Origin of the sequence: Comamonas piscis (assembly GCF_014109725.1) — a bacterium.
GTDB classification, from domain to species: Bacteria; Pseudomonadota; Gammaproteobacteria; order Burkholderiales; family Burkholderiaceae_C; genus Comamonas; species Comamonas piscis.
In genome coordinates this window covers 65,504-91,148 of record NZ_CP058554.1, presented here as the reverse complement: position 1 = coordinate 91,148, position 25,645 = coordinate 65,504, and the positions used below count along the sequence as shown (strand labels likewise).

Sequence of the window (25,645 nt, the reverse complement as noted above, 5' to 3'; positions counted from 1 at the left end):
GGAAAGAGTCTATGAAATCGCTACTCGACCTGTTCAAACAATTCACGCCTGATGAGCATTTCGATGCCATCAAAATCGGCCTGGCTTCGCCCGAAAAGATCCGTTCGTGGTCTTTCGGCGAGGTGAAGAAGCCCGAGACCATCAACTACCGTACCTTCAAGCCCGAGCGCGATGGTCTGTTCTGCGCCAAGATCTTTGGCCCGATCAAGGACTACGAATGCCTGTGCGGCAAGTACAAGCGCTTGAAGCACCGCGGTGTTATCTGCGAGAAGTGCGGCGTTGAAGTCACGCAGACCAAGGTGCGTCGTGAGCGCATGGGTCACATCGACCTGGCTGCGCCTTGCGCGCACATCTGGTTCCTGAAGTCCCTGCCATCGCGCCTGGGCCTGGTGCTGGACATGACCCTGCGCGACATCGAGCGCGTGCTGTACTTCGAAGCCTATGTGGTGACCGATCCCGGCATGACCCCGCTGAAGAAATTCAGCATCATGTCCGAAGACGAATACGACAAGAATGTCGACGAGTACGGTGATGAATTCGTGGCCAAGATGGGCGCCGAAGGCATCAAGGACCTGCTCGAAGGCATCGAGATCGAGTCGGAAATCGAGCGCCTGCGCAACGATCTGACCGGCTCCGAAGTCAAGGTCAAGAAGAACGCCAAGCGCCTCAAGCTCTTGGAAGCGTTCAAGAAGTCCGGCATCAAGCCCGGCTGGATGGTGATGGAAGTGCTGCCTGTGCTGCCTCCTGATCTGCGTCCGCTGGTGCCGCTGGACGGTGGCCGCTTTGCGACCTCCGACCTGAACGACCTGTACCGCCGCGTCATCAACCGTAACTCGCGTCTGCGCCGCCTGCTGGAGCTGAAGGCTCCAGAGATCATTGCCCGCAATGAAAAGCGCATGCTGCAAGAAGCGGTCGATTCGCTGCTGGACAACGGCCGCCGTGGTAAGGCCATGACCGGCGCGAACAAGCGCGCTCTGAAGTCGCTCGCCGACATGATCAAGGGCAAGAGCGGTCGTTTCCGCCAGAACTTGCTGGGCAAGCGCGTGGACTACTCCGGTCGTTCCGTGATTACCGTGGGCCCAACGCTCAAGTTGCACCAGTGCGGTCTGCCCAAGCTGATGGCGCTGGAGCTGTTCAAGCCTTTCATCTTCGCGCAGCTCGAAGCGCGTGGCATTGCCACGACCATCAAGGCCGCCAAGAAGGAAGTCGAAACCGGCACCCCCGTGGTCTGGGACATCCTGGAAGAGGTGATCCGCGAGCATCCGATCATGCTCAACCGCGCACCTACGCTGCACCGTCTGGGTATCCAGGCGTTCGAGCCTATCCTGATTGAAGGCAAGGCCCTGCAACTGCACCCACTCGTCTGCGCGGCATTCAACGCCGACTTTGACGGTGACCAGATGGCTGTCCACGTACCGCTGTCGGTGGAAGCACAGATGGAAGCGCGCACCTTGATGCTCGCCTCCAACAACGTGCTGTTCCCCGCATCGGGCGAACCGTCGATCGTTCCTTCTCAAGACGTGGTCCTGGGCTTGTACCAGGCCACCCGCGAGAAGATCAACGGCAAGGGCGAGGGCATGGTGTTCTCCGACATCGGCGAAGTGCAACGCGCACTGGATGCCGAGGAAGTTGAACGCGCCACCAAGATCAGCGTGCGTCTGACCGAGTGGAACAAGAACAAGACCTCGGGTGACTTCGAGCCTTCGACCCAGTTGGTGGAAACCACCGTGGGCCGTGCGCTGCTGTCCGAGATCCTGCCCAAGGGTATGCCTTTCTCTTCGATCAACAAGACGTTGAAGAAGAAGGAAATCTCCAAGCTGATCAACATCTCGTTCCGCAAGTGTGGCTTGAAGGAAACCGTGGTGTTCGCTGACAAGCTGCTGCAAAACGGCTTCCGTCTGGCAACCCGCTCCGGTATCTCGATCGCCATTGGCGACATGCTGGTGCCACCGCAAAAGGCCGAGATCATTGCCCGCTCCGAATCCGAAGTGAAGGAAATCGAGCAGCAGTACGTCTCCGGTCTGGTGACCGCTGGTGAGCGCTACAACAAGGTGGTGGACATCTGGGGCAAGGCCGGTGACGAAGTCTCCAAGGTCATGATGGCCCAGCTGGCCAAGGAAAAGGTCATTGACCGCCATGGCAAGGAAGTCGATCAGGAATCGTTCAACGCGATTTACATGATGGCCGACTCCGGCGCCCGTGGCTCGGCCGCACAGATTCGCCAGCTGGCGGGTATGCGTGGTCTGATGGCCAAGCCTGATGGCTCGATCATTGAGACGCCTATTACCGCGAACTTCCGCGAAGGCCTCAACGTGTTGCAGTACTTCATCTCCACCCACGGTGCTCGTAAGGGTCTGGCGGATACGGCATTGAAGACGGCTAACTCCGGCTACCTGACGCGTCGTCTGGTGGACGTGACGCAAGACTTGGTGATCACCGAGCTCGACTGCGGCACGCACAACGGCACCTTGATGCGCGCTGTGGTTGAAGGTGGTGAAGTGATCGAATCGCTGCGCGACCGTATCCTCGGCCGTACCGCTGCGGACGAAGTGCTGCACCCCGAGAACCGTGCCGTTCTGGCCAAGGCCGGCGATCTGCTGGACGAAGACCTGATCGAAGAGCTGGAACTGGCTGGTGTGGACGAAGTGAAGGTGCGTACGGCACTGACCTGCGAAACCCGCTTCGGTCTGTGCGCCACTTGCTACGGCCGCGATTTGGGCCGTGGCGGCATGATCAACCTCGGCGAAGCCGTCGGTGTGATCGCTGCACAGTCCATCGGTGAGCCTGGCACGCAGCTGACCATGCGTACGTTCCACATCGGTGGTGCGGCATCGCGTGCGGCTGTGGCCTCCAGCGTGGAAGCCAAGTCCAACGGTATCGTGGGCTTCAACCCACAGATGCGCTATGTGACCAACAACAAGGGCGAACTGGTGGTGATTTCCCGCTCCGGCGAGATCGTCATCCAGGACGAGTACGGCCGCGAGCGTGAGCGTCACAAGATGCCTTACGGCGCCATCTTGTCGATCAAGCCTGATCAACAGATCAAGGCTGGTACCGTGTTGGCCAACTGGGATCCGCTGACCCGCCCAATCATTACCGAATACGCCGGCCAGGTGAAGTTCGAGAATGTGGAAGAAGGTCTGACGGTGGCCAAGCAGGTCGACGAAGTGACCGGTCTGTCCACCCTGGTGGTGATCGATCCGAAGCACCGTGGCTCGGCCAAGGTGGTGCGTCCACAGGTCAAGCTGGCGGATGCCCAGGGCCAGGAAGTGAAGATTCCTGGTACCGACCACGCCGTGACGATCGGCTTCCAGGTCGGCGCGCTGCTGCAAGTGCGCGATGGCCAGGAAGTGGGCCCCGGCGAAGTGCTGGCCCGTATCCCGATGGAAGGCCAGAAGACCCGCGACATTACCGGTGGTCTGCCACGTGTGGCCGAGCTGTTCGAAGCCCGTACGCCAAAGGACAAGGGTGCGCTGGCCGAGATGACCGGTACCGTGTCCTACGGTAAGGAAACCAAGGGTAAGGTGCGTCTGCAGATCACCGATCTGGAAGGCAAGGTCTGGGAAGAGCTGGTTCCGAAGGAACGCAACATCCTGGTGCACGAAGGCCAAGTGGTTAACAAGGGCGAGCTGATCGTCGACGGCCCGGCCGATCCGCAGGACATCCTGCGCCTGCTGGGTATCGAAGAGCTCTCGCGCTACATCGTTGACGAAGTGCAGGACGTGTACCGCTTGCAAGGCGTGAAGATCAACGACAAGCACATCGAGGTGATCGTTCGCCAGATGCTGCGTCGCGTGGTCATCGAAGCCCAAGGCGATACCACCTACATCAAGGGTGAGCAGGTCGAGCGCTCCGAGGTGCTCAACACCAACGAAGCGGCTCAACGCGATGGCAAGATCCCTGCGGTCTACTCCAACGTGTTGCTGGGTATCACCAAGGCTTCGCTGTCGACCGACTCCTTCATCTCGGCCGCTTCCTTCCAGGAAACGACCCGCGTGCTGACCGAGGCTGCCATCATGGGCAAGCGCGACGAGCTGCGTGGCTTGAAGGAAAACGTCATCGTGGGCCGTCTGATCCCTGCCGGCACCGGTATGGCTTACCACCAGGCACGCAAGGCCAAGGACGAGATGGACGAGGCCGAGCGCCGCGCCATCGCCGATTCCGAAGCTGCGGACCTGGCCGGTGCTTCGGAAGAAGTGGCCTCTGCGGACAGCGCTGCGGACCCCGCTGCTGACTAAACCGCCAATCTCTGGCCGGTACGAACCGGCCAGGTTTGGGGCGTAGATCGTCAAAGCGTTCTTGAAAACCCGTAATTTCGCGCCGCGGAATTACGGGTTTTTTAATGTCTGGAAGTCGGGCCGCCAGTCCATTCCCATTCCCTTGATGGCTCTTTGCAAAACATCTCGCCCGCGCTCGGCGCAGGGCTGGGTGCTTTGCAGAGCGTCCTTTCAGGGCATATCGATTAGTATTCCTTTTGATCCGCAACGGCATCCAGGCCTTTGCACTCCTTTGGCATGAACCCCTCTTCCCGTCCACGACAACCCTCCCGCGCCGCCCCGGCGCCCAACCAAGGCCCCAGCCTGTCCGCACAACTGCTTGCGGTAGCCCGCGCGTTGCAGGATGTGCGCCAAGGCCAATCGGCTCGCGCCGTGCTGGGCGGTGTAGATCCGGCACTGCGTGCCGGCGTGCAGGCCTTGTTGATGGATGTGCTGCGCGTGCTGGGCACGGCCGAGGCGCTGCGTGCTGAGCTGGCACCGCGCAAGCCCGGCAGCGCAGTTGATGCGCTGCTGTGCACATCGCTTGCGCTGCTGCTGCCCGAGGTGCCGCGCTACGACGGCTTCACCGTGGTCAACCAGGCGGTGGATGCGGCCAAGAAGCGCTCGGCCACCAAGTCGCAATCAGCCTTTATCAACGGCTGCCTGCGCAGCTTTTTGCGCGAGCGCGATGACCTGCTGCGCGCCGTGGCCCAAGAGTCGGTGGCGCAGTACAACCATCCACAGTGGTGGCTGGGCCGCTTGCAAAAAGACTATCCACAAGATTGGCAGGCCATTGTGGCCGCCAACAATGCCCAGGCGCCGATGGCGCTGCGCGTGAACCTGCAGCGCTGCAGCCGTGCGGACTACCAGGCCCTGCTCGATGAGGCAGGCATTGAGGCCGTGGTCGGCGTGGGCGATGCGGGTTTGGTGCTGACGCGCGGCGTGCCGGTTGACCAGCTGCCGCAGTTTGCGCAAGGCTGGGTATCGGTGCAAGACAGCGCGGCGCAAATGGCGGCGCCGCTGCTGCTGGATGGCCTGGCGCCGCAGGATGGCCGCCCGCTGCATGTGCTCGATGCCTGTGCCGCGCCCGGTGGCAAGACCGCGCATCTGCTGGAATGCGCAACCGACAGCTTGCCCATCGACGTGGTGGCGCTGGAAATCGATGCCCAGCGCGCCGAACGCATTGGCGACACCTTGGCGCGCCTGTCGCTGCAGGCCGATGTGGTGGTGGCCAGCGGCAGCGACGTGGCAACTTGGCTGCCAGCGGTGCAAGCGCGCCACGGTGTGCAGCAATTTGATGCAATTTTGTTGGATGCGCCCTGTTCGGCCTCCGGCATCGTGCGCCGCCAGCCCGATGTGCGCTGGCTGCGCCGCGCTACCGACATCGCCCAGCTCGCCGCCATACAACGCGAGCTGCTCGAAGCGCTATGGCCCCTGGTGGTGCCCGGCGGCCGGCTGCTGTACTGCACCTGCTCGGTTTTCCATGAAGAGGGCGAGGGCCAGGTGGCGCAGTTCCTGAGCCGCCACCCGGATGCCCAACGCCTGCCGGCGCCAGGGCATTTGTTGCCACAGTTGCGCGAGGCCGGTCACAATAGCCTGGGCAGCCTGGCGCGGGACCATGACGGTTTCTACTACGCGCTGCTGCACAAGCCGCTTCGTTGAGCCCGTCCGTATGCGATTGATCCACCATTTCCTCCTTGCGCTGGTGCTGTGCTTTGCCGCAGCGGCACCGGCCATGGCGTCGGATACCGAGAAGAAAGTCGAGCTGCAGCTGGTACGCAATGCCGACGGTGCCTTCGCCACCGTGGCACTGCAATTTGCCTTGCCCGACCAGATCGAGGATGCGCTCAACAAAGGCGTGGCGCTGTATTTTGTGCAAGAGGCCCAGATCATCTCGGAGCGCTGGTACTGGCGCGACAAGACCGCCAAGAAGACCGCACGCTATCTGCGTGTGAGCTACCAGCCCTTGACGCGGCGCTGGCGCCTGCATGTCTCCAGCATGCCGCTCACCGATGCCGGCGCCGTCACCTCGCTGGGCCAGAGCTTTGACAGCCTCGACGAGGTGATGCTGGTCGTCAAGCGTGTGCGCAACTGGAAGATCGCCAGCGCCGATGAACTCTTCAACGATGTGGACTACCTGGTCAAGTTCAATTTCCGGCTCGACAGCAGCCAGCTGCCCCGCATCTTTCAGTTCACTCCTTTTAACAACGAGGGCCTGAACCTGCAGATCAGAAGCCAGTTGCCACTGCCGGAGGCCAGCGCGCAGTGAAAATAGAAAAGACATCGTCCATGCGCGTGGCCTACCGGCCCAGCCGCGCGCGCTGGTCGGTGATCGTGGGCCTGTCGACGATGATCGGCATTGGCCTGGTCTTGCTCTTCTTGCTGTCTTTCGCCACCAACAACCGGGTGCTGTACGAGCGCTATTACGGCGTGCTGCTGGGTGTCAACATCGGCGTGGCCTGCGTGCTGAGCCTGGTGGTGCTCTGGGGTGTGGTCATCCTGGTGCGGCGCCTGATGGCGCGGCGCTTTGGAAGCAAGCTGCTGCTCAAGTTGGCGGCCACCTTTGCGCTGGTAGGCGTGTTGCCCGGCGTGGTGATCTATTTTGTGTCCTACCAGTTCGTCTCGCGTTCCATCGAGAGCTGGTTCGATGTGAAGGTCGAAGGCGCACTCGACGCCGGCGTCAACCTCGCACGCATCACGCTCGATACCACCTCCAACGCCATGGCCGAGCGCACCCGCACCGCCAGCAGCCAGCTGTCCCAGATATCCGACGCCGCATCCGGCCTGGTGCTGGAGCGCATCAAGGACCAGCTCGGCGCAGACGATGTGGTGCTGTGGTCGGCCAGCTCCCAGGCCATCGCCAGCACGGGCCTGTCCCGTTTTGTACTGAACCCCGAGAAGCCCTCGGCCACCTTGCTGCGCAATGCCACCCAGCAGCAGCGGGCGTTTCAGATTGATGGTCTCGAAGAGGTGGCTGATATCAACGGTGCCATCACCGGCGACCCGTCCAAGGTGCGCGTCAAAACCTTGGTGCAGGTGGCCAATGGCGACGTGGGCGTGATCCCCGATGGCCGCTTTTTGCAGGCCACCATGTCGCTGCCCGCCGCGCTGGTGATCAATGCGCTCAAGGTGCAAGAGGCCAACCGCGAATACCAGGAGCGCGCGCTGGCGCGGGATGGCCTGCGGCGCATGTACATCGGCACCCTGACCCTGAGCCTGTTCCTGGCCGTGTTTGGCGCCGTGGTGCTGGCAGCGCTGCTGGGCAACCAGCTGGTGCGCCCGCTTTTGGTGCTGGCCGAAGGCGTGCGCGAGGTCGCATCGGGCAATCTGCGGCCCAAACCGGTGCTGCCGAGCAAGGACGAGCTGAGCGGCCTGACCCGCTCCTTCGCCGAAATGACCCAGCAGCTGCTGGATGCCCGCCGTGCGGTGGAGCGCGGCATGCGCCAGACCGACGAGGCGCGCCAGAGCCTGCAGACCATTCTCGATAACCTGACCGCGGGCGTCATCGTGCTCGATGCCGACGGCATCATCCACTCCAGCAACCCCGGCGCCACCCGCATCCTGCGTGCACCGCTGGCTGCTTACGAGGGCCGCGCGCTGCGTGATCTGCCCGGCCTGCAGGCCTTTGCCCAAGAGGTGGACCAGCAGTTTTCCCGCCTGCACGATGTGACCGACGAGCACTACCTCGACCACTGGCAGCAGCCCTATGAGCTGCATGGCAACAACCAACTGCCCAACCAGAACAGCATCAATCTGGTCGCTCGGGGCGCGACCTTGCCCGACAACCGCCGCCTGCTGGTGTTCGATGACATCTCCGAAATTGTCTCGGCCCAGCGCGCCCAGGCCTGGGGCGAGGTGGCTCGGCGTCTGGCGCATGAGATCAAGAACCCGCTCACGCCGATCCAGTTGTCGGCCGAGCGGCTGGAGATGAAGCTGGCAAACAAGCTCGAAGGCCAGGACCAGGCCATCCTGAAGAAATCAGTCACCACCATCGTGGACCAGGTCGATGCGATGAAGCGCCTCGTCAACGAGTTCCGCGACTACGCGCGTTTGCCGGCGGCCGAGCTGCATGCGGTGGACCTCAATGCCTTGGTGATGGACGTGCTCCATCTTTATGGCGCGGAAAATGCAGTGGTACCGGTAGAGGCTGAGCTAGATAGCGCAGCCCCACGTATCATGGGCGATGCGCAACAATTGCGGCAGGTCATCCATAACTTGCTGCAAAATGCACAGGATGCAACCCAACAGGCCTGGGTGGACAAGGAGACCTCCGCACCGGCGGTGCGGATCTCCACCCGGTTTGGAGGCAACAGCAAGCGGGTACGGTTGACAATTGCTGACTGCGGTTGCGGTTTTCCAGAACATATATTACAAAAGGCATTCGAGCCCTACGTGACGACCAAGCCCAGGGGTACCGGCTTGGGCTTGGCCGTTGTCAAGAAAATAGCGGACGAGCATGGCGCTCGCGTAGAAATCTCTAATCGAGTCGAGGGGGAAAAAATCTTGGGTGCTCAAGTGTCGTTATCATTCGCTATCGAAAAAGAGTTGGCGATTTAAAATAGCTCTCACACCTGCTGCACTGGATTTTCAAAAAATATGGCAAATATTCTGGTTGTCGATGACGAATTGGGAATTCGGGATCTCCTGTCGGAGATCCTGAACGATGAGGGCCACAGCGTGGACGTTGCAGAGAACGCCACCCAGGCGCGCTTGGCCCGCAACGAAAGCGGCTACGACCTGGTGTTGCTCGACATCTGGATGCCGGACACCGATGGCGTGTCGCTGCTCAAAGAGTGGTCGATGACCGGCCTGCTCACCATGCCGGTGATCATGATGAGTGGCCACGCCACCATCGATACCGCAGTGGAAGCGACGCGCATTGGCGCGTTCTCTTTTTTGGAGAAGCCCATCACCATGCAAAAGCTGCTCAAGGCAGTGGAGCAGGGCTTGCAGCGCAACGTGCCAGCGCCCGCCGCTGCAGCGCCAGTGGCGGCGCCGGGCAAGGTGGTTCCCACCTTCACCCCCACGGGCTACAGCGCCCCGGTGGTTGCCAGTGTGGCCATTGCTGCCGCGGCAGCCGATGCTGCGCCCAATGCACACCAAGGCTTTGACCTGGACCGCCCACTGCGCGAAGCACGCGACGGTTTCGAGAAAGCCTACTTTGAGTTCCACCTCGCGCGCGAAGGCGGCTCGATGACCCGCGTCGCCGAGAAGACCGGCCTGGAACGCACCCACCTGTACCGCAAGCTGCGCCAGCTGGGTGTGGATCTCACGCGCAATAAAAAGAACTGATTTCAGTTTTTTGAAAAAGCCCCCTTTTTTTCGGGCTATAATTCCACTCGTGGGCCCGGTAGCTCAGTTGGTAGAGCAGCGGATTGAAAATCCGCGTGTCCGTGGTTCGATTCCGCGCCAGGCCACCACAAAACAACAAGCCTCTGCATCAGATCTGGTGCAGAGGCTTTCTTGTATCTGGCCTGTGTGCCCTGCGCATCTATTTCCCCAATTTTCCAAACCAGGCTCGCTGGCGGGCTATAATGCTAGCTTGTGTTGGCCCGGTAGCTCAGTTGGTAGAGCAGCGGATTGAAAATCCGCGTGTCCGTGGTTCGATTCCGCGCCAGGCCACCAAACGCATTCTGAAGCCCATCCTCCGTGATGGGCTTTTTTGCGTCTGGGGCTGTCGCTTGGGGCCGCGAATGCCGCTCAAGCGACCGGCTTGCGCAGCGCTTGCTTCAGTCCCGCCGGGTAGAGTGCTGGGCTGCCTGGCTTATCCAGCGCAGCCAGATCAAACCAGCGTGCCGTGCAGAGCGCTCCATTGTTTTCGCGGAAGCGGATCTGGTCCTGGTGCGCGAAGCGCGCTGCATCAAAAACGACTTCGGCGATGAACAGCACCTCATGGCCCGCGCTGCCTTGGTGCGTGTAGATGTTCTCCATCACGATGGGCGGACCCTGGACTTCCACCGCTACGCCCAGCTCCTCCTGGAACTCGCGCTGCAGTGCCTCCTGCCAGCGCTCGCCAAACTCCAGGCCACCGCCCAGGGGGCGCACGCCGACCAAATGGCCTGCGTCATCGAAGACCTCGGCCGCCAGCAATTGGCCGTCGCGCCAGTGCAGGCCGATGGCTTTTACTTGGATGTGCTGGGGTGGGCGCCATGGGGTTGCTGCAGTCATGCTTGCTTCTATAAATGTAGGTTGTTAGTGGTGGCCGCCGCGTGCGCGCATGCGCTCACACAGTTGCTGTATGACGCCGGTCACAATCGCGTGGTCGGCTGGATCCAACTCAGCAAGCCATGCCCTGATCTGCATGGCTTGCTGATCGGGAATGGCTGCGTGTTCGATGACCAAGTCGCTGATGCGTACTTGCAGTGCTGTCGCGAGGCTCTCTAGCGTTTGCAGCGAAGGCGTTGATGTTCCGCATTCGAGGTGGTCAATGGTTTCGGGCTCGACCTGCAGGCGGAATGCCAATTCTGCTTGCGACCAGTTGCGCGATTGTCTGAGCTCCGCAATGCGATTTCCAACTCGCTTGGTGATGTACTCTCTCTTTTTCGCCATATTCGTTCAACTCCCATCTGCCTCAGCTTCAAGCACAAGCAGAGAAGGGGGCAGGGCACGAGTTTCGCGATTTCTTCAAATGCTGTCGTCACGAAATACGTGACAACAAACAGGCGCGTTGATGGCACAGTCCGGTGGGGTCAATGGAAGCTGCGTTCCCTTGTTGAACTACGGTTTTTGTCTGCTTTGCGATGCGAGGATGCCGCGATTTCGATGACGGAAAACAGCGTTGTTCACCCACTAGGCGATCTCAGCCGCTCACAAAGCTGCTGCACGATGCCGGTGACAAAAGCACGGTCCGCCGGCTCCAGCTCCGACAGCCATGCACTGATCCGCATGGCCTGGTCATCCGGAGCGGTGGAGCTTTGGGCGAGCAGGTCGCCGATGCTGACGCGCAGGATGGCAGCGAGGCTTTCCAGCGTATGCAGCGAGGGGACGGAGGCGCCGCGTTCAAAACGGCTGATGGTCTCAGGCTCTACCTGCAGCCGCTCTGCCAATTGCGCCTGCGTCCACTGGCGCGACTTGCGCAACTCGGCAATGCGCTGTCCCAACAGCTGGGCCAAGGGCTTGTCGGCAGGCTTCTTATTGATCATATCTGTCTAGTTGAAATCCAACAGATATGGTTGTGTGTTGGAGTGGAATGAGCCAGAATTCAATTTGTGGAATCCAGTGTAATTTCGCTATATCTGAAGACGAGGGCAACGCCACCGAACGAAAGGAACCCCTGCCATGCAGCATGCCCAGCAACCTGAACAAATGGACCCAGCCCGGGAAGAGCCAGCCCCGAAAGAGGGCGCTGGCCCGAACAGCGCCACGCCCGGGTCCGTCGCAGCCAGAGGCCCGGCGCGCCGCCGGTTTGGTGCCGTGCAGATAGGGCTGTGTTTGCTGTTTTTTGTAGAGGGGCTCCTGGGCCTGTTCGTCGTGGGCTGGCCGGCGCTGAGCCTGTGCGTTCTGGGGACGCTGTACATGGCCAAGGTGGCCCAGCGTCATGACGCGCAGCCGGGCCGGTCAAAGGCATGAGGCCATAGCTTTTTACAAGGCAGGCACTGGGCGCTCAAGGAGGGCATATACGCAAAAAGCTGCTGGTATTAGGGACTGTATATGAGACATGTCAACAAATCTAATCTCAGCCTCGCATGTAATATTTTGCAAGCCCTAGGAGATACGATGGTTACAGATGACGACATCCCCATCCCCTCCGTTTGTACGGCCCGACAAGCCACTCCAGGACCTGCTGCCGCCCGACCTGTGGAAACTGCTGGCCAGACACGACATCACAACGCTGGCCCAAGTCGATGCGCTGTATCCAGCCAAACTGCTGAAAATCCACTACCTCGGGCCCGTCAGGTTTCGGCAGATCGAGGAACTGCTTTTTCCGGGGCGGCGCTACGAAGTGCCTGTACCTGCACTGATTGAAACGGATGACCTGGATGGCACGTCGCTGGAAGGCCTAGTGTCTCGGCGGGTATTGATCACGCTGCGGCGACATGGCATCAAAACCGTGCAGCAGCTGGTGGCCGCCTACCCGAGGCGCCTGGTGGAGATCACAGGCTTTGGCATCAAGGCACTGCGTGAGGTGGAAGCCACTTTCTTTGACGGACAACGCTTCGAGCCTATGAAGTCCAGGAAAACAATCAGAAATACTATTAAGTAAAGATGATTATGATGTCATCAATATGGCAAATGGTTCAGCTTCATCCCCGCCCACATCCTTGGATGGGAAGCTGCCTGTCCAAGTCATTCGCATTCTGCTGAAAAACGGGATCGATTCAGCAGAGGCCGTGCGCAAGGCCTATCCACTGGGCCTGCTGGCCATCAAAGGCATTGGCCTGCTTCGCTTGCGCAAGATTGAACGCGCTTTTATGCCCGGCCAGGCCTATATCCCGACGCATGCCATGCCGACCCTGCCTTTTGTATCGGGCTCCTGCCTCAATGGATCGCTGCCGGTGGCCATCGTCCGCGCACTGGCGCGCGGCGATATCACCACACCCGAGCAACTGCGCCAAGCCTACCCGCATGCGCTGCTGAAAATCCGCTCTCTCGGCGAAGGCTCGCTGCGCGAGATCGAGCGGGTGTTCTTTCCTGGCCAGCGCTACGAACCGCCTGGCAACGTGAAGATCCGTTAGGGATCCTCGGCAAAACCCTCGCCAAGCGGGATGGACGCCGATCGCCCGAGCCCGCGTTCAGACCACGGCAGAGGGTTTTGCAGAGGGTCCCTCGGGACCTTCTCACCTTAGCCGCGCTGCGTGCGTCGCAGCAGCAGCATGCCCAGCAGCGCCACGGCCGCAGCCATCCACAGCAGCTTGACGCTATCCAGCATGGGCACCGCCGCAGGTACCGCGGGGGCCGTGCGCACCAGGGTGTTGGTGAAGCTCGCGGTGTTGCCATTGGCCGCGGTGACCAAGCTGACCGGCGCAGGCAGGGTGGCGCTCCAGGCGTAGCCTGCGGGGGCCGCTGGCATGGCGGGATCCTCGCTCACTGTACAGCTGGCGCCCTGGGGCACATTCATGATTGCCATCGCACCGGCATTGCTGCCGTTCAAGGCCACCGTGGTGTTGAAGCTGCCATCCACGCCGCAGTTGGCGCTAAAGCTAAAGCTGCCGCTGATGCCCGCAGCCGGGCCGCCTGCCACCGTCTTGCTGATCGTGATATCGGTGTTGGCGCGTGCGAGGGTGTTGACCAGTTGCGCGCTGTTGGCTGTCGGCGGCGCAGACATCGTGACGGAGACGCTCGGCGCCGGGTCTTCCACCCAGATATGGTTGGCTGGGGGCGCGGGGCGGGTGCCTTCGGTCACCACGCAGCTGCCGCTGGAGATCACTGGCGTGATCGAGACGCTGCCGGTGGTGGCGGTATCCAGCGTGATGCTGGTGTCGATGGCGGGCGAGACTACGCCATCGCTGCCGGTGCAGACCACCGACACCGGGAAGTTTGAGCCCGTCAGATCCACTGGCGTGACATTGGCAGGCCAGACCACTTGTTTGGCAATGCCCAGCTGTGCGGCATGGCAAGCGAGCGATGCGGTGGCAGGGGTGTTGACCTGGCCGGTGGGCGAGACAAAGTCGGTGCCCGGCGTGATGGTATTGGTCACTGACGGGGTGTCGATGCAGGCCTGGCGGCCTGCGGCGCTATTGGGCCATTGCACGGGCACGGTGAGGGTGCAACCGTCGCCAGGAATCGTGAAACCGGTGTAGCTGATGGCGTTGGCGCCTGCATCGGCATTGAGCGTGCCAGCGGTGCAGGTGTTGCCGACCGTACCGGCAGCCACCAGCAAAGGCGCGGGCAGGTTGTCGGTCAGGTTGACATTGTTGATGGCCTGGGGGGTACTGTTGGACAGCGTTATGGTCAGCAGCGTGGTGTTGTCGCTGCCGCCCAGGTAGAGGTCGGTCTTGTCAAAGCGCTTGCTGACTTTGGGCAGGCCGCAGGCGCCGGTTTCGGAGGTGGCAGCGTTGAGGAAGGCGGGCGCGATCTTGCCTTGGTTGCTGGTCCAGGGGTTGCCGTCAAAAATGGAGATATCCACCACGGCGAACACGCAAGCCCCTCGACCCGCGTTGGATTGCACGGTGGGAATCAGCAGGCCATAGACATTGTTGGTGGGGGTCACGCCTGCTGCCGGCAAGGCACCTGACACATACAGCGCGTTGTTGGCGGGCACATTGTCGATATAGGTGATGTAGCCACCTTGCAGAGGATTCAGGCCCGTGAACGAGGGTGCGTAGGGCGAGTTCGTGTTCAATGGAAAAGAGCCAAAGCTATTGACCGTGCTGCCAAGTGAAAACGTGGACAAGGTGCCTGCATTCAAGGCTGCAACCATCTTTCGGGCGTTGCCCGTGTTCTGCCCTTCGCAGCATCCATCGACAAAAAACACGATGGAATTGGCCCAGCGGTTGGCGACTGCATTTTGCAGAACAGTCCAGTTGCTGTCATGGATGGCACGGTAGGTACCGGCAACAATCACGATGTCATAGGGGCCGGGCGCATCGCTAAAGGTAGTCGCTGAGATGGCATTGGCATTGCCCAAAAAGGACCTCCGTGTGAGATCGCCCGGGTTAGCCAGTTGGGAAGAGAATTCGCTCTGCAAATTGTTGTAAGCACGGATGGCATCGTCCTGCTCTGCATTGGGAGCTTCGACGTTAGTGGTCAGCAGCAAAACTTTCTGTGCAAAGGCATGCTGCGCCCCCGCACACAGTAAAAAGGCTGCCAGCAGCAGCCTGAAAAAGCGCATTGGATGGGTCATTTCTCTTCCCTTGGAATCTGCTATGCCATGGCGACCAACATCACCTCATGGAAGATGACTGAGTAACCAACAGCGTCTATTTGTATCAATATGCATCATAGTCTAGGCGTGCAAAACCCTATGCGGGTACGCGAGCCTCGCGGAGTCTGGGCATTCAGACCCCGCTATGCATTGACTATTCGGATAAAAATGTACCGTCTATAGATGGATACATGCGTATGTTTTTCGGCTGTAACCTAGCGGCCGTGGCAAACAATTGTCAGCAGAAGGCAAGCCGCTCAAAGGCACTCAAAAGAGGCCATGAACGCTATCGAAAAAGAAGCGAAATGGCACGAAGTCGCAACGGCAAGGCTGCAGGGCTTCATGGGTTGTAGCCGGCGCCTCCATCCGCAAAGGTAGCGGTGCCCGGGCGCAGGCGCCGCGTCAAAACTCCAGGTTATCAATCAGCCGCGTGCTCCCCAGCCGTGCCGCACCCAGCACCACCAGGGGCGCGAGGGCCAGCTCGCCCATGGCGGGCGGCAGTAGGTTGTGGCGCTGGCGCACGCTCAGGTAGTCGGGCTCCCAGCCTTGGGCGCGCAGGGCTTGCATGGCTGTTGCTTCTAGGTCGGCCAGGCTGCCCGGTGCGCTGCGGGCGGCGGCGGCCAGGGCCTGCAGCGCCTGCGACAAGGCCATGGCCTGCTGGCGCTCTGCCGCGCTCAGGTAGCCATTGCGCGAGCTGAGCGCCAGGCCGTCGTCGGCGCGGGCGGTGGGCACGCCGATGATCTCGATGGGCAGCGCAAACTGCGCCACCATGCGTTGGATCACCATCAGCTGCTGGTAGTCCTTCCAGCCAAAGATAGCGGCACCGCCGCCGGTGCTGGCAAACACGCAACTGAACAGCTTCATCACCACGGTGCAGACACCGGTGAAAAAGCCGGGGCGGAACTCGCCTTCCAGAATGTCGGCCAGCGCCGGGTCGGGCTGCACTTTGAACAGCTGGGGCTCGGGGTAGAGGTCTTTCTCGCGCGGCGCAAACAGGATGTCGCAGCCAGCCGCCCGCAGTTGAGCGCAGTCGTTGTCCCAGGTGCGCGGGTAGCTGTCAAAGTCCTCGGTAGGCAAGAACTGCAGGCGGTTGACGAAGATGCTGGCCACCGTCACTGCGCCATGGCGCTTGGCCTCGTGCAGCAGCGAGATATGGCCGGCGTGCAGGTTGCCCATGGTGGGCACAAAGGCGGGCCGGCCGCGCTGGGCCAGGGCTTGTCGAAGTTCTGCGATGGTGTGGGTGATTTGCATGGCGGGCAATCGGGTCCGGTGGGCTGCAGAGCGGCGGGCGCCTGGCGCAGCGAGCGCAGAGCATAGCAGCAGCCGTCTGGCCACAGGGAACAAGCGCTTGGCCTATAATTTTCCAGGCGCTGGCGCTCCTTCTGCGCAGGGGCCAGCCATGGTGGCCTTCGGGCCCGTCGAATTTCGGCCTCTGCACCCGCAAGGGTGCAGAGGCTTTTCCCTTTTTGCTGCCTGCGGTTTGCACAGGCCAGCACGCTTTGCTTTTTATTCGTCCGATTCCCCCGTCGGATCTGGTCTTTATGTCATCTGCATCTTCCATCCTGGGCATTGATTTCGGCACCTCCAATTCGGCCATGGCCTTCAAGGCCGATTTGGCCGCGCCCGGCCCGTCCACCTTGCTGCAGGCCGAGGGCACATCGCTGGCCATGCCAACGGCCGTGTTCTTCAACACCGAAGACCACCGCACCCACTATGGGCGTGATGCCGTTTTGCGCTACCTGGAAGGCACCGAAGGCCGGTTGATGCGCTCGCTCAAAAGCCTGCTGGGCAGCGCGCTGATGCAGGAGAAAACGGTGGTGCATGGCAAGCTGATGGCCTACCAGGACATCGTGGCGCTGTTTGTGCAGCAGCTGGCCGCCACCGCCGAGCGCCAGATGGGCCATTTGCCCGCCACCGTGGTGATGGGCCGGCCGGTGCATTTTGTTGACGAGGACGCCGGGCGCGACCAGGCAGCACAAAACGCCTTGCAGCATGCGGCGCAGGCCGCCGGCTTCAAGGATGTGCGCTTTCAGCTCGAACCGATTGCAGCGGCCCTGGATTACGAGCAGCGCATTGTCAATGAGGCCCTGGTGCTGGTGGTTGACATTGGCGGCGGTACCTCGGACTTCACCGTGGTGCGCCTGGGGCCCGATCGCCGCAACAAGCCTGAGCGCAGCAGCGACATTCTGGCTACCACCGGTGTACACATTGGAGGCACCGATTTTGACCGGCGCCTGAGCCTGCTGGCCGCCATGCCGCTGTTGGGCCTGCAGCATGTGGGCCCCAGCGGGCGCGAGGTGCCCAGCGCGGTGTTCCACGATCTCTCGACCTGGCATTTGATCCAGTGGCTGTACAGCCCGCAGCGCCAGCGCGAGGTGCAGGCGCTGCGTAGCAGCTACAGCGATACGGTCTTGCACGACCGGCTGGTACGCCTGTTGCAAGAGCACTGGGGCCACCGCCTGGCCAATGCGGTCGAGGAGACCAAGATCGGTCTGTCCAACCACCAAAGCGCGCAAAAGCTGGAACTGGACTGGCTGGAGCAGAGCCTGAGCCCTGAGGTCTTGCCGGCCGACCTGCAGCAATGCCTGCAGGCCCTGCTGGCCCAGGTGGCGCAATGCGCCCTCGATTGCGTGCAGGCCGCTGGTCTGCAGCAAGGGCAGATCGATGCGATCTACCTGACCGGCGGTTCCTCGGCCTTGCAGCCGCTGCGCGCGGCGCTGGCGCTGGCTTTTCCGGACACCCCGCAGGTCGAGGGCGATCTGTTTGGTGGGGTGGCGGCAGGCCTGGTGCACGGCCAGGCACTGTGATGCCCTCGGGCGCGTTTATCGGCCTTTAATCATCGCCTTGCTCGGCATCGCGCTTCCAGGCCAAAGCCGTGTCATACAGTGCATTGCGGGGCGCGCCGCTGATGTCGGCGGCCAGCTTGACGGCCGTCTTGGTTGGCAGCTCGGCCAGCAGCAGCGCCAGCACGCGGTGGGCCTCGGCCAGGCCATCGGTTTGCACCGCTTGCGGGTGCAGCAGCAGCGCAAACTCGCCCTTGCTGCGGTGCGGGTCAGCGGCCAGCCAGGCGGGTACCTCGGCGGCCGGCATGGTGGCAATGTCTTCAAACTGCTTGGTCAGCTCGCGGCCCAAAGTGATGGGGCGATCTTGCAGCACCGCCAGTGCCTGGGCCAGGTCGGCAATGCGGTGGGGTGCCTCCAATAGCACCAAGCTGCGCGGGTCTTGCGCCAGCTGCGCCACCGCCTGCTGGCGCTCTTGCGCCTTGGTGGGCAGAAAACCAATAAACGCAAAACCGTTGCTGGCGCCTTCGCCCCCCACCGCACCGGCGGCACTGACCAGCGCCGTCACGCTGCTGGCGCCGGGCAGGGGGCTGACGCGCAGGCCCGCGCGGGCCACGGCAGCAGCCAGGCGCGCGCCGGGGTCGCTTACGCCGGGGGTGCCGGCATCGCTCACATAGGCAATGCGCTGGCCTTGCTGCAGGCGGCTGATGACTTGCTCTGCCGCCTCGGCCTCGTTGTGTTGGTGGACCGCAATCAGCTGGCCACCCGACTTGCCAACCCCGTAGGCACGTAGCATGCTGTGGGTGTGGCGGGTGTCCTCGCAGGCGACGGCATCGACCAGCTCCAGCACATGCAGCGCGCGCAAGGTGATATCGGCCAGATTGCCGATGGGCGTGGCCACCACATACAAAGTGGAGGCAGGGTAGTGCTGGGTGCCGGCCGCAGCCTGGGCTGCTTGCAAAGCGGAGGTGAAAGATGCAGACACCGTGGAAGATCCTTGAAAAATGGCGTGGCCCGAGCGCGCCTGCCGTGTCGCCGATGGTCCCCGGCGAGGGGGCGGAAACCAGCAAGCTGCGGGGCCAGAGGGCAGAAGATGCCGCGCTCCATTATCTCCAACAACAAGGCCTGCGCCTGCTGGCGCGCAATTACCGCACCCCCGGGCGCGGCGGTGGCGAGATCGACTTGGTGATGCAGGAGCGCGATGGCACCGTCGTGTTTGTCGAGGTGCGCCAGCGCCAGCACAGCGGCTTTGGCGGCGCGGGCGGCAGCATTGGCAGCAGCAAACAAGGCCGCATTATCTTGGCGGCCCGGCACTACCTGGCCAGCTTGCGCCATCAGCCCGCCTGCCGTTTTGATGCGGTGCTGGTCGAGCAGGAGATCGTCTGGCTGCAAGCGGCCTTTGATGTGCCCGAGGGCGGATGAAGTGCGCAATGGCTGGGCTTTACACGCACGGTGGGACTGAGAAAAGTCATCATCCCGACCCGAGGGGGAAACCTGCCAAGGTTATCATCGGGCCTCCATGCTTGAGCAACACATCCAACAGCACTTTATCGATAGCGCCGATCTCCACTACCAGGTGTCACAGGAGATGAGCGAAAGCGTCGCCAGCGCGATCCACGCGCTGCTCGCCTGTGTCACCAGCGGCAACAAGGTGATGTGCTGCGGCAATGGCCTGTCCTGGGCGCAGGCGGCGCAGTTTGCCGCCATGTGCATCAGCGGCATGGAGCGCGAGCGCCCCGAGCTAGCCGCGATGGTGCTCGACAACGGTGCGCTGGCGCAGGCCCAACTGGGCAGCAGCCTCACCGCCGAAGGCCATGCGCAAACTCTGGCACGCCAGGTGCGAACTTTGGGCCAGCCCGGCGATCTATTGCTGGTTATCAGTGCCGATGGCCATGACCGAGCGCTGCTGGGCGCGGTGGACGCGGCACATGAGCGCGACATGTCGACGGTGGTGTTGACCGGCCGCACAGGTGGCCTGCTGGCCAATGCCCTGAGCGAAACCGATGTACTGATGCGAGTGCCGCATGACCGCAGCACCCGCGTGCGCGAAGTGCACCAGCTGGTGCTGCACTGCCTGATTGACGGAATCGATACCCAATTGTTAGGAGAAGAGGAATGATGCCTGTGTCTTGGAAGCGATTGACCTTGTGTCTGGTGGCGGCTGGAACGGTCGCTGCGACCGTCTCGGGTTGCATTCCGCTGGTGATCGGCGGCGCTGCCGTCGGCGGCACGGTGATGGCGATTGACCGCCGCACCGCCGGTATCCAGGTGGAAGACGAAAGCATTGAAATGCGCGTGGCCAGCGCCATCCGTGAGCGTGCCGGCAACGACGGGCATATCAATGTCACCAGCTACAACCGCCAGGTGCTGCTGACCGGTGAGGCGCCGAACGAGGCCTTCAAGCAAAAGGCGGAAGAGGCCGCCAAGAGCGCGCAGAACGTGCGCTCCGTCGTCAACGACGTGGGCGTGATGTTCAACTCCAGCCTGTCGCAGCGCTCGACCGATACCCTCATCACCGGCAAGGTGCGCGCGAGCATCATCGATGCCAAGGACCTCAGCTCCAGCGCCATCAAGGTGCTGACCGAGCGCAATGTGGTCTACCTGATGGGCCGCGTGACCGAGCGCGAATCCAAGCGCGCCGCCGAAATCGCCCGGGGCGTCGCCAATGTGCAAAAAGTGGTGCGGGTGTTCGAGATCCTGAGCGAAGACGACCTCAAGTCGCTCAGCAACAACCGCAGCACCGGCAATGCCGCGCCCGTCGTCAACGACAGCAGCGCTGCGGCCATCAGCACCCAGCCCGCGACCGTGGTGCCAGCACCTTCCGCCGCCGCACCCGCTGCGGCGCCGGTGTCTTCCGGTGTGACCACCTCGCCGGTCAACACCACGCCGGTGCAACCGATCAACGATGGTTTTACGACCAAGCCCTGATGGGCACACCTGCTCAGCAAAAAGGCCGCGTCAGCGGCCTTTTTTACGGGTCAAGCAGCTGGATCAGGCCTTCTTGTTCAGGCGGGTGATCAGGCTCGATGTATCCCAGCGCTTGCCACCCGACTGCTGCACATCGGCATAGAACTGGTCAACCAGGGCAGTCAGCGGCAGGCGCGAGCCATTGCGCTTGGCCTCGTCCAGCACCAGACCCAGGTCCTTGCGCATCCAGTCCACCGCAAAGCCGAAGTCGAACTTGCCCTCGACCATGGTCTTGCCCCGGTTCTCCATTTGCCAGCTTTGGGCGGCGCCCTTGCTCACGACATCCAGCACCTGGGGCATATCCAGGCCGGCGTTCATGCCAAAGGCGATGGCTTCGGACAGGCCTTGGACGACACCGGCGATACAGATCTGGTTGACCATCTTGGCCAGCTGGCCCGCGCCGCTGCTGCCCAGCAAGGTGCAGGCGCGCGAGAAGGCCATAGCCACCGGCTTGACGGTGTTGAACACGGCCTCGTCACCGCCGCACATGACGGTGAGCTGGCCGTTGACCGCTCCGGCCTGGCCGCCGGAGACGGGCGCATCGATAAAGTGCAGGCCCTTGGCCTGGGCGGCGGCATACAGCTCGCGCGCCACATCGGCCGACGCGGTGGTGTGGTCGACAAAGATGGCACCGGGCTTCATGCCGGCCAGCGCGCCATCGGCACCCAGCACGACCGAGCGCAGGTCATCGTCATTGCCGACGCAGCAGAACACGATGTCCGCGTTGGCGACGGCCTCGCGCGGTGTGGCCGCATGTTGGGCTGCCTTGGTGGCAGCAAACTCGTCGCACCAGTTTTGTGCCTTTTGCGCGGTGCGGTTGTAGACGGTGACGGCGTGGCCGGACTGCGCCAGGTGGCCGGCCATGGGGTAGCCCATGACGCCCAGGCCCAGAAAGGCGAGGTTCAGGGAGGGGGTGCTGTCATAGCTGCGCGCTTGAATACTCGATGCCATTGCGGTGACTCCAAAAAGAGCGGCACCCAAGGCGGGCCTGGGTGCCGTGTAGCTGAAAACCCAAAACGCTGACAGCTTAAACGATTGTCAGGTGCTCCGTGCCCTCGGCCAGATCACTGCGCTTGGCGCGCTGGCTGCCCAGCTTGATCTGCAGGCGCAGGTCGTTGACGGAGTCGGCGTTGCGCAGCCCGTCTTCGTAGGTGATCAGGTTGGCCTCGTAGAGGTCAAACAGCGCCTGGTCAAAGGTCTGCATGCCCAGGTTGCGGCTCTTCTTCATGATCTCCTTGATCTCGTTGACCTCGCCCTTGAAGATCAGGTCCGAGATCAGGGGCGAGTTCAGCATCACCTCAACAGCCGCCACCCGGCCCTTGCTGTCCTGCTTGCTCAGCAGGCGCTGCGACACCAGGCCGCGCAGGTTAAGCGACAGGTCCATCAGCAGCTGTGCGCGGCGCTCTTCGGGGAAGAAGTTGATGATCCGGTCCAGCGCCTGGTTGGCACTGTTGGCGTGCAGGGTGGCCAGGCAGAGGTGGCCGGTTTCGGCAAAGGCCACTGCGTGTTCCATGGTTTCGCGGTCGCGGATTTCGCCCATCAGGATGACGTCGGGCGCCTGGCGCAAGGTGTTCTTCAGTGCCGCTTCCCAGGTGTCGGTGTCCAGGCCCACTTCGCGCTGGGTCACGACGCAGTTCTTGTGTGGGTGGACAAATTCCACCGGGTCCTCGATGGTGATGATGTGGCCGTAGGAGTTCTCGTTGCGCCAATCAACCATGGCCGCCAAGGTGGTGGACTTGCCCGAACCGGTAGCCCCCACCATGATGCACAGCCCGCGCTTGGACATCGCCAGGTCCTTGAGTACCTGGGGCACGCCCAGGCCGTCAATGGTGGGCAGGGTCAGCGGGATGGTCCGCAGCACCAGGCCGACATGGCCTTGCTGCATGAAGGCGTTGACGCGGAAACGCCCGATACCAGCGGGCGAGATCGCGAAATTGCATTCCTTGGTTTTTTCGAACTCGGCGACCTGCTTGTCGCTCATGATCGAGCGGGCCAGGGTCAGGGAGTGGGTGGGCGACAGCGGTTGGCTGGAGACCTTGGTGACCTTGCCATCGATCTTGATGGCCGGTGGAAAGTCTGCGGTGATGAACAAATCGCTGCCATTGCGCTGCACCATCAGCTTCAACAGGTCGTTGATGAACTTACTGGCCTGATCCCGTTCCATGACAATCCTCTCTGGGCACCGTTATTGTTGCTGATGCAACAGAAGCGCCCTGGAATGGTCGCCCTGAGAGGCTCAGGGCTCAATCCGGGCGCTGGTCTGCCGCAACCGCGTGGAGAGTTTGCGCGTGAACAAGGCCAGCAAATAGGCGGCCGTGGACGCGTCCAACTCCATCATGGCGTCCAGTGTATCGGCCTTCAGGACAGCCAGTGCACAGTCGGTGCTCGTGGTGCACGAAGAAAAACGGGGACTGCTGTCAAACAGCGACATTTCGCCCAGCACTTCGCCGGGGTGGGTATCGGCCAGATGCACGGATTGGCCATTGGCCAGTTGCCGATCCACCCGCACCTGGCCGCTGAGCACAATCAGCAGGTAGTCACCCAGCTCGCCTTGCTGGATCAGGGTTTGATCGGCCGGCACCTGGTAGAACTCCAGGTACTGCACCATCTGGTCGATAAAGGGGGACTGGAGCAGGGAGAGCGCCGCATCCTGGGCCCAGACCATGCGCAGCGCGGTGGCAGGGTCGGCCGGCGCGAGAAGCTGGGCGTGGATGGCCTTGCGGCGCTGGCTCCACAGTACATAGGGGGCCTCAGACGTGCTGGCCTGCTGAAAGCCATGGAGGAAGAAGCCGGTGTCTGCCTCGGCGGCATCGTCTGCCGGGGATGCGGAATGCAAGCGGTTCATGGCCCATGGTCTCCTTTGATCCCGCAAAGCATAAAGGGCACCAGCAGTACTGGCAATGACCGCTGGTGCCCTTCGTGCAACCGTTTGTCAGTTGACGAATGAATAAGCCCTTAGCCCGGGAAGTTCTCCGGCGTCTTGGCCTTGCTGCGCGCCTCGGCCGGGCTGATCACATTGCGGCGCACCAGGTCGGTCAGGTTCTGGTCCAGGGTCTGCATGCCCATATTGCTGCTGGTCTGGATGGTCGAATACATCTGTGCCACCTTGGCCTCGCGGATCAGATTGCGGATGGCCGGAGTGCCGAGCATGATCTCGTGGGCGGCGACCCGGCCCTGGCCGTCCTTGGTCTTGCATAGCGTCTGGGAGATCACGGCCTGCAGCGATTCTGACAACATGGCACGGACCATTTCCTTTTCATCGGCGGGGAACACGTCGATGATCCGGTCCACCGTCTTGGCGGCGCTGGAGGTGTGCAGGGTGCCAAACACCAAGTGGCCGGTTTCTGCAGCGGTCATCGCCAGGCGGATGGTTTCCAGGTCGCGCATTTCACCCACCAGAATCGCGTCCGGGTCTTCACGCAGTGCCGAGCGCAGCGCGGCGTTGAACGACAGCGTTTGCGGGCCAACTTCGCGCTGGTTGATCAGGCACTTTTTCGATTCATGCACGAATTCGATCGGATCTTCCACCGTCAGAATATGGCCGTACTCGTTTTCGTTCAGGTAATTGACCATGGCGGCCAAGGTGGTGGATTTGCCCGAGCCGGTAGGGCCCGTCACCAGCACCATGCCACGCGGCTTGAGCGACAGCTCTGCCAGAATCTTGGGCGCGTTGAGCTGCTCCAGGGTCAGGATCTTGCTCGGAATGGTCCGGAACACGGCGCCCGAGCCCCGGTTCTGGTTGAAGGCATTGACGCGGAAACGGGCCAGGCCTTCGATCTCGAACGAGAAGTCGACTTCGAGGAATTCTTCGTACTGCTTGCGCTGGGCGTCACTCATGATGTCGTAGACCATGGCGTGGACCTGCTTGTGGTCCAGCGGATCGACATTGATGCGGCGCACATCGCCGTGGACCCGAATCATCGGCGGCAGGCCGGCAGACAGGTGCAAGTCAGACGCTTTGTTTTTGACACTGAATGCCAGCAATTGGGTGATATCCACTGCATTTCCCTCGTTGTTTTGGTACGCTTTGCGTGCAAGGCCTTGTTGTCAATCAGTTCCAAGGCCGTGCATATTTTTACATTATGAGCACGATTCCCGAAAAAATTCAGCAGGTTCGCCTGCAAATAGACCAGGCCTGCCGCGCCTGTGGTCGGCCTGACAACAGCGTGCAGCTGCTGGCCGTCTCCAAGACCTTTGGGGTGGACGCCATTGCCGAGGCGGCCGAGGCCGGTCAGCGCGCCTTTGGCGAAAACTACATCCAGGAAGCCGTCGAGAAGATCCGCTACTTTGCCGAGCAGGACGCCTGGAAGGACCAGGGCCTGGTCTGGCACTGCATCGGCCCGATCCAGAGCAACAAGACCCGCCTGGTGGCCGAGCACTTTGACTGGGTGCATACGGTGGACCGGCTCAAGACGGCAGAGCGCCTGTCCGCCCAGCGGCCGGCCCAGCTGGCGCCGCTGCAGATCTGCATCCAAGTCAATGTCGATGGCGGCAGCACCAAGTCCGGCGTTGCGCCAGATGAGGTGGCAGCGCTGGTGCAGCAAGTGGCGCAGCTGCCCCAGTTGCAGTTGCGGGGTGTGATGAGCATCCCCGACGTGGTGGCTGACTTTGCCGCACAGCTGGCCGTGCACCAGCGGGTCAAGGCCGTGTTTGACGAGATCGCCGCGCTGGGCCTGCCGCAGCTGGCGCAGTGGGACACCATCTCGCTGGGCATGACCGCCGATCTGCAGGCGGCCGTGCAGGCCGGCTCGACGATGGTGCGCGTGGGCAGCGGCATCTTTGGCCAGCGCGACTACGGCAGCGCCCACTGACCGGCTCCCACCCACCTGCCAGCCAGA

At 62.1% G+C, this 25,645-nt stretch carries 23 protein-coding genes and 2 tRNA genes; 15 read left to right on the top strand and 10 right to left on the bottom strand.

Going from position 1 to position 25,645, the window contains the following annotated elements:
* Positions 1-11: 11 nt before the first annotated feature.
* From rpoC to HS961_RS00380, 7 genes are all read left to right on the top strand, one after another.
* Positions 12-4,238 (top strand): DNA-directed RNA polymerase subunit beta', encoded by a 4,227-nt coding sequence (gene rpoC / locus HS961_RS00410; RefSeq protein WP_182325865.1) that lies wholly within the window; start codon positions 12-14, stop codon positions 4,236-4,238.
* A gap of 276 nt (positions 4,239-4,514) precedes the next feature.
* Positions 4,515-5,918 (top strand): 16S rRNA (cytosine(967)-C(5))-methyltransferase RsmB, encoded by a 1,404-nt coding sequence (gene rsmB, locus HS961_RS00405; RefSeq protein ID WP_182325864.1) that lies wholly within the window; start codon positions 4,515-4,517, stop codon positions 5,916-5,918.
* A gap of 10 nt (positions 5,919-5,928) precedes the next feature.
* The gene (locus tag HS961_RS00400) at positions 5,929-6,525 is read left to right on the top strand and encodes a DUF4390 domain-containing protein (RefSeq protein ID WP_182325863.1); all 597 of its coding nucleotides are present in this window, start codon (positions 5,929-5,931) and stop codon (positions 6,523-6,525) included.
* 20 nt (positions 6,526-6,545) lie between these two features.
* Positions 6,546-8,813, top strand: coding sequence for an ATP-binding protein (locus tag HS961_RS00395; protein ID WP_202883133.1), 2,268 nt, complete (start codon positions 6,546-6,548; stop codon positions 8,811-8,813).
* A gap of 39 nt (positions 8,814-8,852) precedes the next feature.
* Positions 8,853-9,548: a response regulator gene (locus tag HS961_RS00390; RefSeq protein WP_182325862.1), complete on the top strand. Its 696-nt coding sequence runs from the start codon at positions 8,853-8,855 to the stop codon at positions 9,546-9,548.
* Positions 9,549-9,600: 52 nt separating this feature from the next.
* Positions 9,601-9,676 (top strand) — tRNA-Phe (locus HS961_RS00385).
* A gap of 129 nt (positions 9,677-9,805) precedes the next feature.
* Positions 9,806-9,881: transfer RNA gene (locus HS961_RS00380), tRNA-Phe, on the top strand.
* Positions 9,882-9,956: 75 nt separating this feature from the next.
* On the opposite strand, the gene HS961_RS00375 is transcribed toward HS961_RS00380, so the two are convergent.
* The 3 genes from HS961_RS00375 to HS961_RS00365 form a co-directional block, all read right to left on the bottom strand.
* Entirely contained in the window at positions 9,957-10,424 is a 468-nt protein-coding gene (locus HS961_RS00375) for an NUDIX hydrolase (protein WP_182325861.1), read from the bottom strand.
* A 24-nt stretch (positions 10,425-10,448) separates the two neighbouring features.
* Positions 10,449-10,805 carry a helix-turn-helix domain-containing protein gene (locus tag HS961_RS00370; protein WP_182325860.1) on the bottom strand — a complete coding sequence of 119 codons (357 nt, stop codon included), beginning with the start codon at positions 10,803-10,805 and terminating at the stop codon, positions 10,449-10,451.
* Between the two features lie 233 nt (positions 10,806-11,038).
* Entirely contained in the window at positions 11,039-11,398 is a 360-nt protein-coding gene (locus HS961_RS00365; RefSeq protein ID WP_182325859.1) for a helix-turn-helix domain-containing protein, read from the bottom strand.
* 136 nt (positions 11,399-11,534) lie between these two features.
* On the opposite strand from HS961_RS00365, the gene HS961_RS00360 reads away from it, so the two are divergent.
* The 3 genes from HS961_RS00360 to HS961_RS00350 all read left to right on the top strand — a co-directional run bounded on the left by HS961_RS00360 (position 11,535) and on the right by HS961_RS00350 (position 12,931).
* Positions 11,535-11,825, top strand: coding sequence for a hypothetical protein (locus HS961_RS00360; protein WP_182325858.1), 291 nt, complete (start codon positions 11,535-11,537; stop codon positions 11,823-11,825).
* A gap of 157 nt (positions 11,826-11,982) precedes the next feature.
* The gene (locus HS961_RS00355; RefSeq protein WP_182325857.1) at positions 11,983-12,459 is read left to right on the top strand and encodes a DNA-directed RNA polymerase subunit alpha C-terminal domain-containing protein; all 477 of its coding nucleotides are present in this window, start codon (positions 11,983-11,985) and stop codon (positions 12,457-12,459) included.
* 127 nt (positions 12,460-12,586) lie between these two features.
* A complete protein-coding gene (locus tag HS961_RS00350; protein ID WP_182325856.1) occupies positions 12,587-12,931 on the top strand; it encodes a hypothetical protein in 345 nt (114 codons plus the stop codon).
* A 107-nt stretch (positions 12,932-13,038) separates the two neighbouring features.
* Here HS961_RS00350 and HS961_RS00345 read toward each other — a convergent pair whose 3' ends face one another.
* Entirely contained in the window at positions 13,039-15,039 is a 2,001-nt protein-coding gene (locus tag HS961_RS00345; RefSeq protein WP_182325855.1) for a DUF5979 domain-containing protein, read from the bottom strand.
* Positions 15,040-15,462: 423 nt separating this feature from the next.
* Positions 15,463-16,311: a pantoate--beta-alanine ligase gene (gene panC / locus HS961_RS00340; RefSeq protein ID WP_182325854.1), complete on the bottom strand. Its 849-nt coding sequence runs from the start codon at positions 16,309-16,311 to the stop codon at positions 15,463-15,465.
* Between the two features lie 290 nt (positions 16,312-16,601).
* Here panC and HS961_RS00335 point away from each other — a divergent pair, with 290 nt between their 5' ends.
* Positions 16,602-17,867, top strand: a complete 1,266-nt coding sequence (locus HS961_RS00335) for an Hsp70 family protein (protein ID WP_182325853.1) — start codon at positions 16,602-16,604, stop codon at positions 17,865-17,867.
* A gap of 25 nt (positions 17,868-17,892) precedes the next feature.
* Here HS961_RS00335 and rsmI read toward each other — a convergent pair whose 3' ends face one another.
* The gene (gene rsmI, locus HS961_RS00330) at positions 17,893-18,825 is read right to left on the bottom strand and encodes a 16S rRNA (cytidine(1402)-2'-O)-methyltransferase (protein ID WP_182325852.1); all 933 of its coding nucleotides are present in this window, start codon (positions 18,823-18,825) and stop codon (positions 17,893-17,895) included.
* A 53-nt stretch (positions 18,826-18,878) separates the two neighbouring features.
* Between rsmI and HS961_RS00325 the strand changes: the two genes are divergently transcribed.
* From HS961_RS00325 to HS961_RS00315, 3 genes are all read left to right on the top strand, one after another.
* Complete coding sequence (locus HS961_RS00325; RefSeq protein ID WP_182328049.1) at positions 18,879-19,262, top strand: YraN family protein; 384 nt, start codon at positions 18,879-18,881, stop codon at positions 19,260-19,262.
* A gap of 97 nt (positions 19,263-19,359) precedes the next feature.
* Positions 19,360-19,959, top strand: a complete 600-nt coding sequence (locus tag HS961_RS00320; protein WP_182325851.1) for an SIS domain-containing protein — start codon at positions 19,360-19,362, stop codon at positions 19,957-19,959.
* A complete protein-coding gene (locus tag HS961_RS00315; protein ID WP_182328046.1) occupies positions 19,959-20,768 on the top strand; it encodes a BON domain-containing protein in 810 nt (269 codons plus the stop codon). Before HS961_RS00320 ends, HS961_RS00315 begins: the two co-directional genes overlap by 1 nt.
* A gap of 63 nt (positions 20,769-20,831) precedes the next feature.
* Here the strand turns inward: HS961_RS00315 and HS961_RS00310 are convergent, their stop codons facing one another.
* The 4 genes from HS961_RS00310 to HS961_RS00295 all read right to left on the bottom strand — a co-directional run bounded on the left by HS961_RS00310 (position 20,832) and on the right by HS961_RS00295 (position 24,806).
* Positions 20,832-21,758, bottom strand: coding sequence for an NAD(P)-dependent oxidoreductase (locus HS961_RS00310; RefSeq protein WP_182325850.1), 927 nt, complete (start codon positions 21,756-21,758; stop codon positions 20,832-20,834).
* Between the two features lie 76 nt (positions 21,759-21,834).
* Positions 21,835-22,971, bottom strand: coding sequence for a PilT/PilU family type 4a pilus ATPase (locus tag HS961_RS00305; RefSeq protein WP_182325849.1), 1,137 nt, complete (start codon positions 22,969-22,971; stop codon positions 21,835-21,837).
* 72 nt (positions 22,972-23,043) lie between these two features.
* The gene (locus HS961_RS00300) at positions 23,044-23,652 is read right to left on the bottom strand and encodes a cyclic nucleotide-binding domain-containing protein (RefSeq protein ID WP_182325848.1); all 609 of its coding nucleotides are present in this window, start codon (positions 23,650-23,652) and stop codon (positions 23,044-23,046) included.
* Between the two features lie 110 nt (positions 23,653-23,762).
* Positions 23,763-24,806 (bottom strand): type IV pilus twitching motility protein PilT, encoded by a 1,044-nt coding sequence (locus HS961_RS00295; RefSeq protein WP_182325847.1) that lies wholly within the window; start codon positions 24,804-24,806, stop codon positions 23,763-23,765.
* Between the two features lie 83 nt (positions 24,807-24,889).
* Between HS961_RS00295 and HS961_RS00290 the strand changes: the two genes are divergently transcribed.
* Positions 24,890-25,618: a YggS family pyridoxal phosphate-dependent enzyme gene (locus tag HS961_RS00290; protein WP_182325846.1), complete on the top strand. Its 729-nt coding sequence runs from the start codon at positions 24,890-24,892 to the stop codon at positions 25,616-25,618.
* Positions 25,619-25,645: the final 27 nt, after the last annotated feature.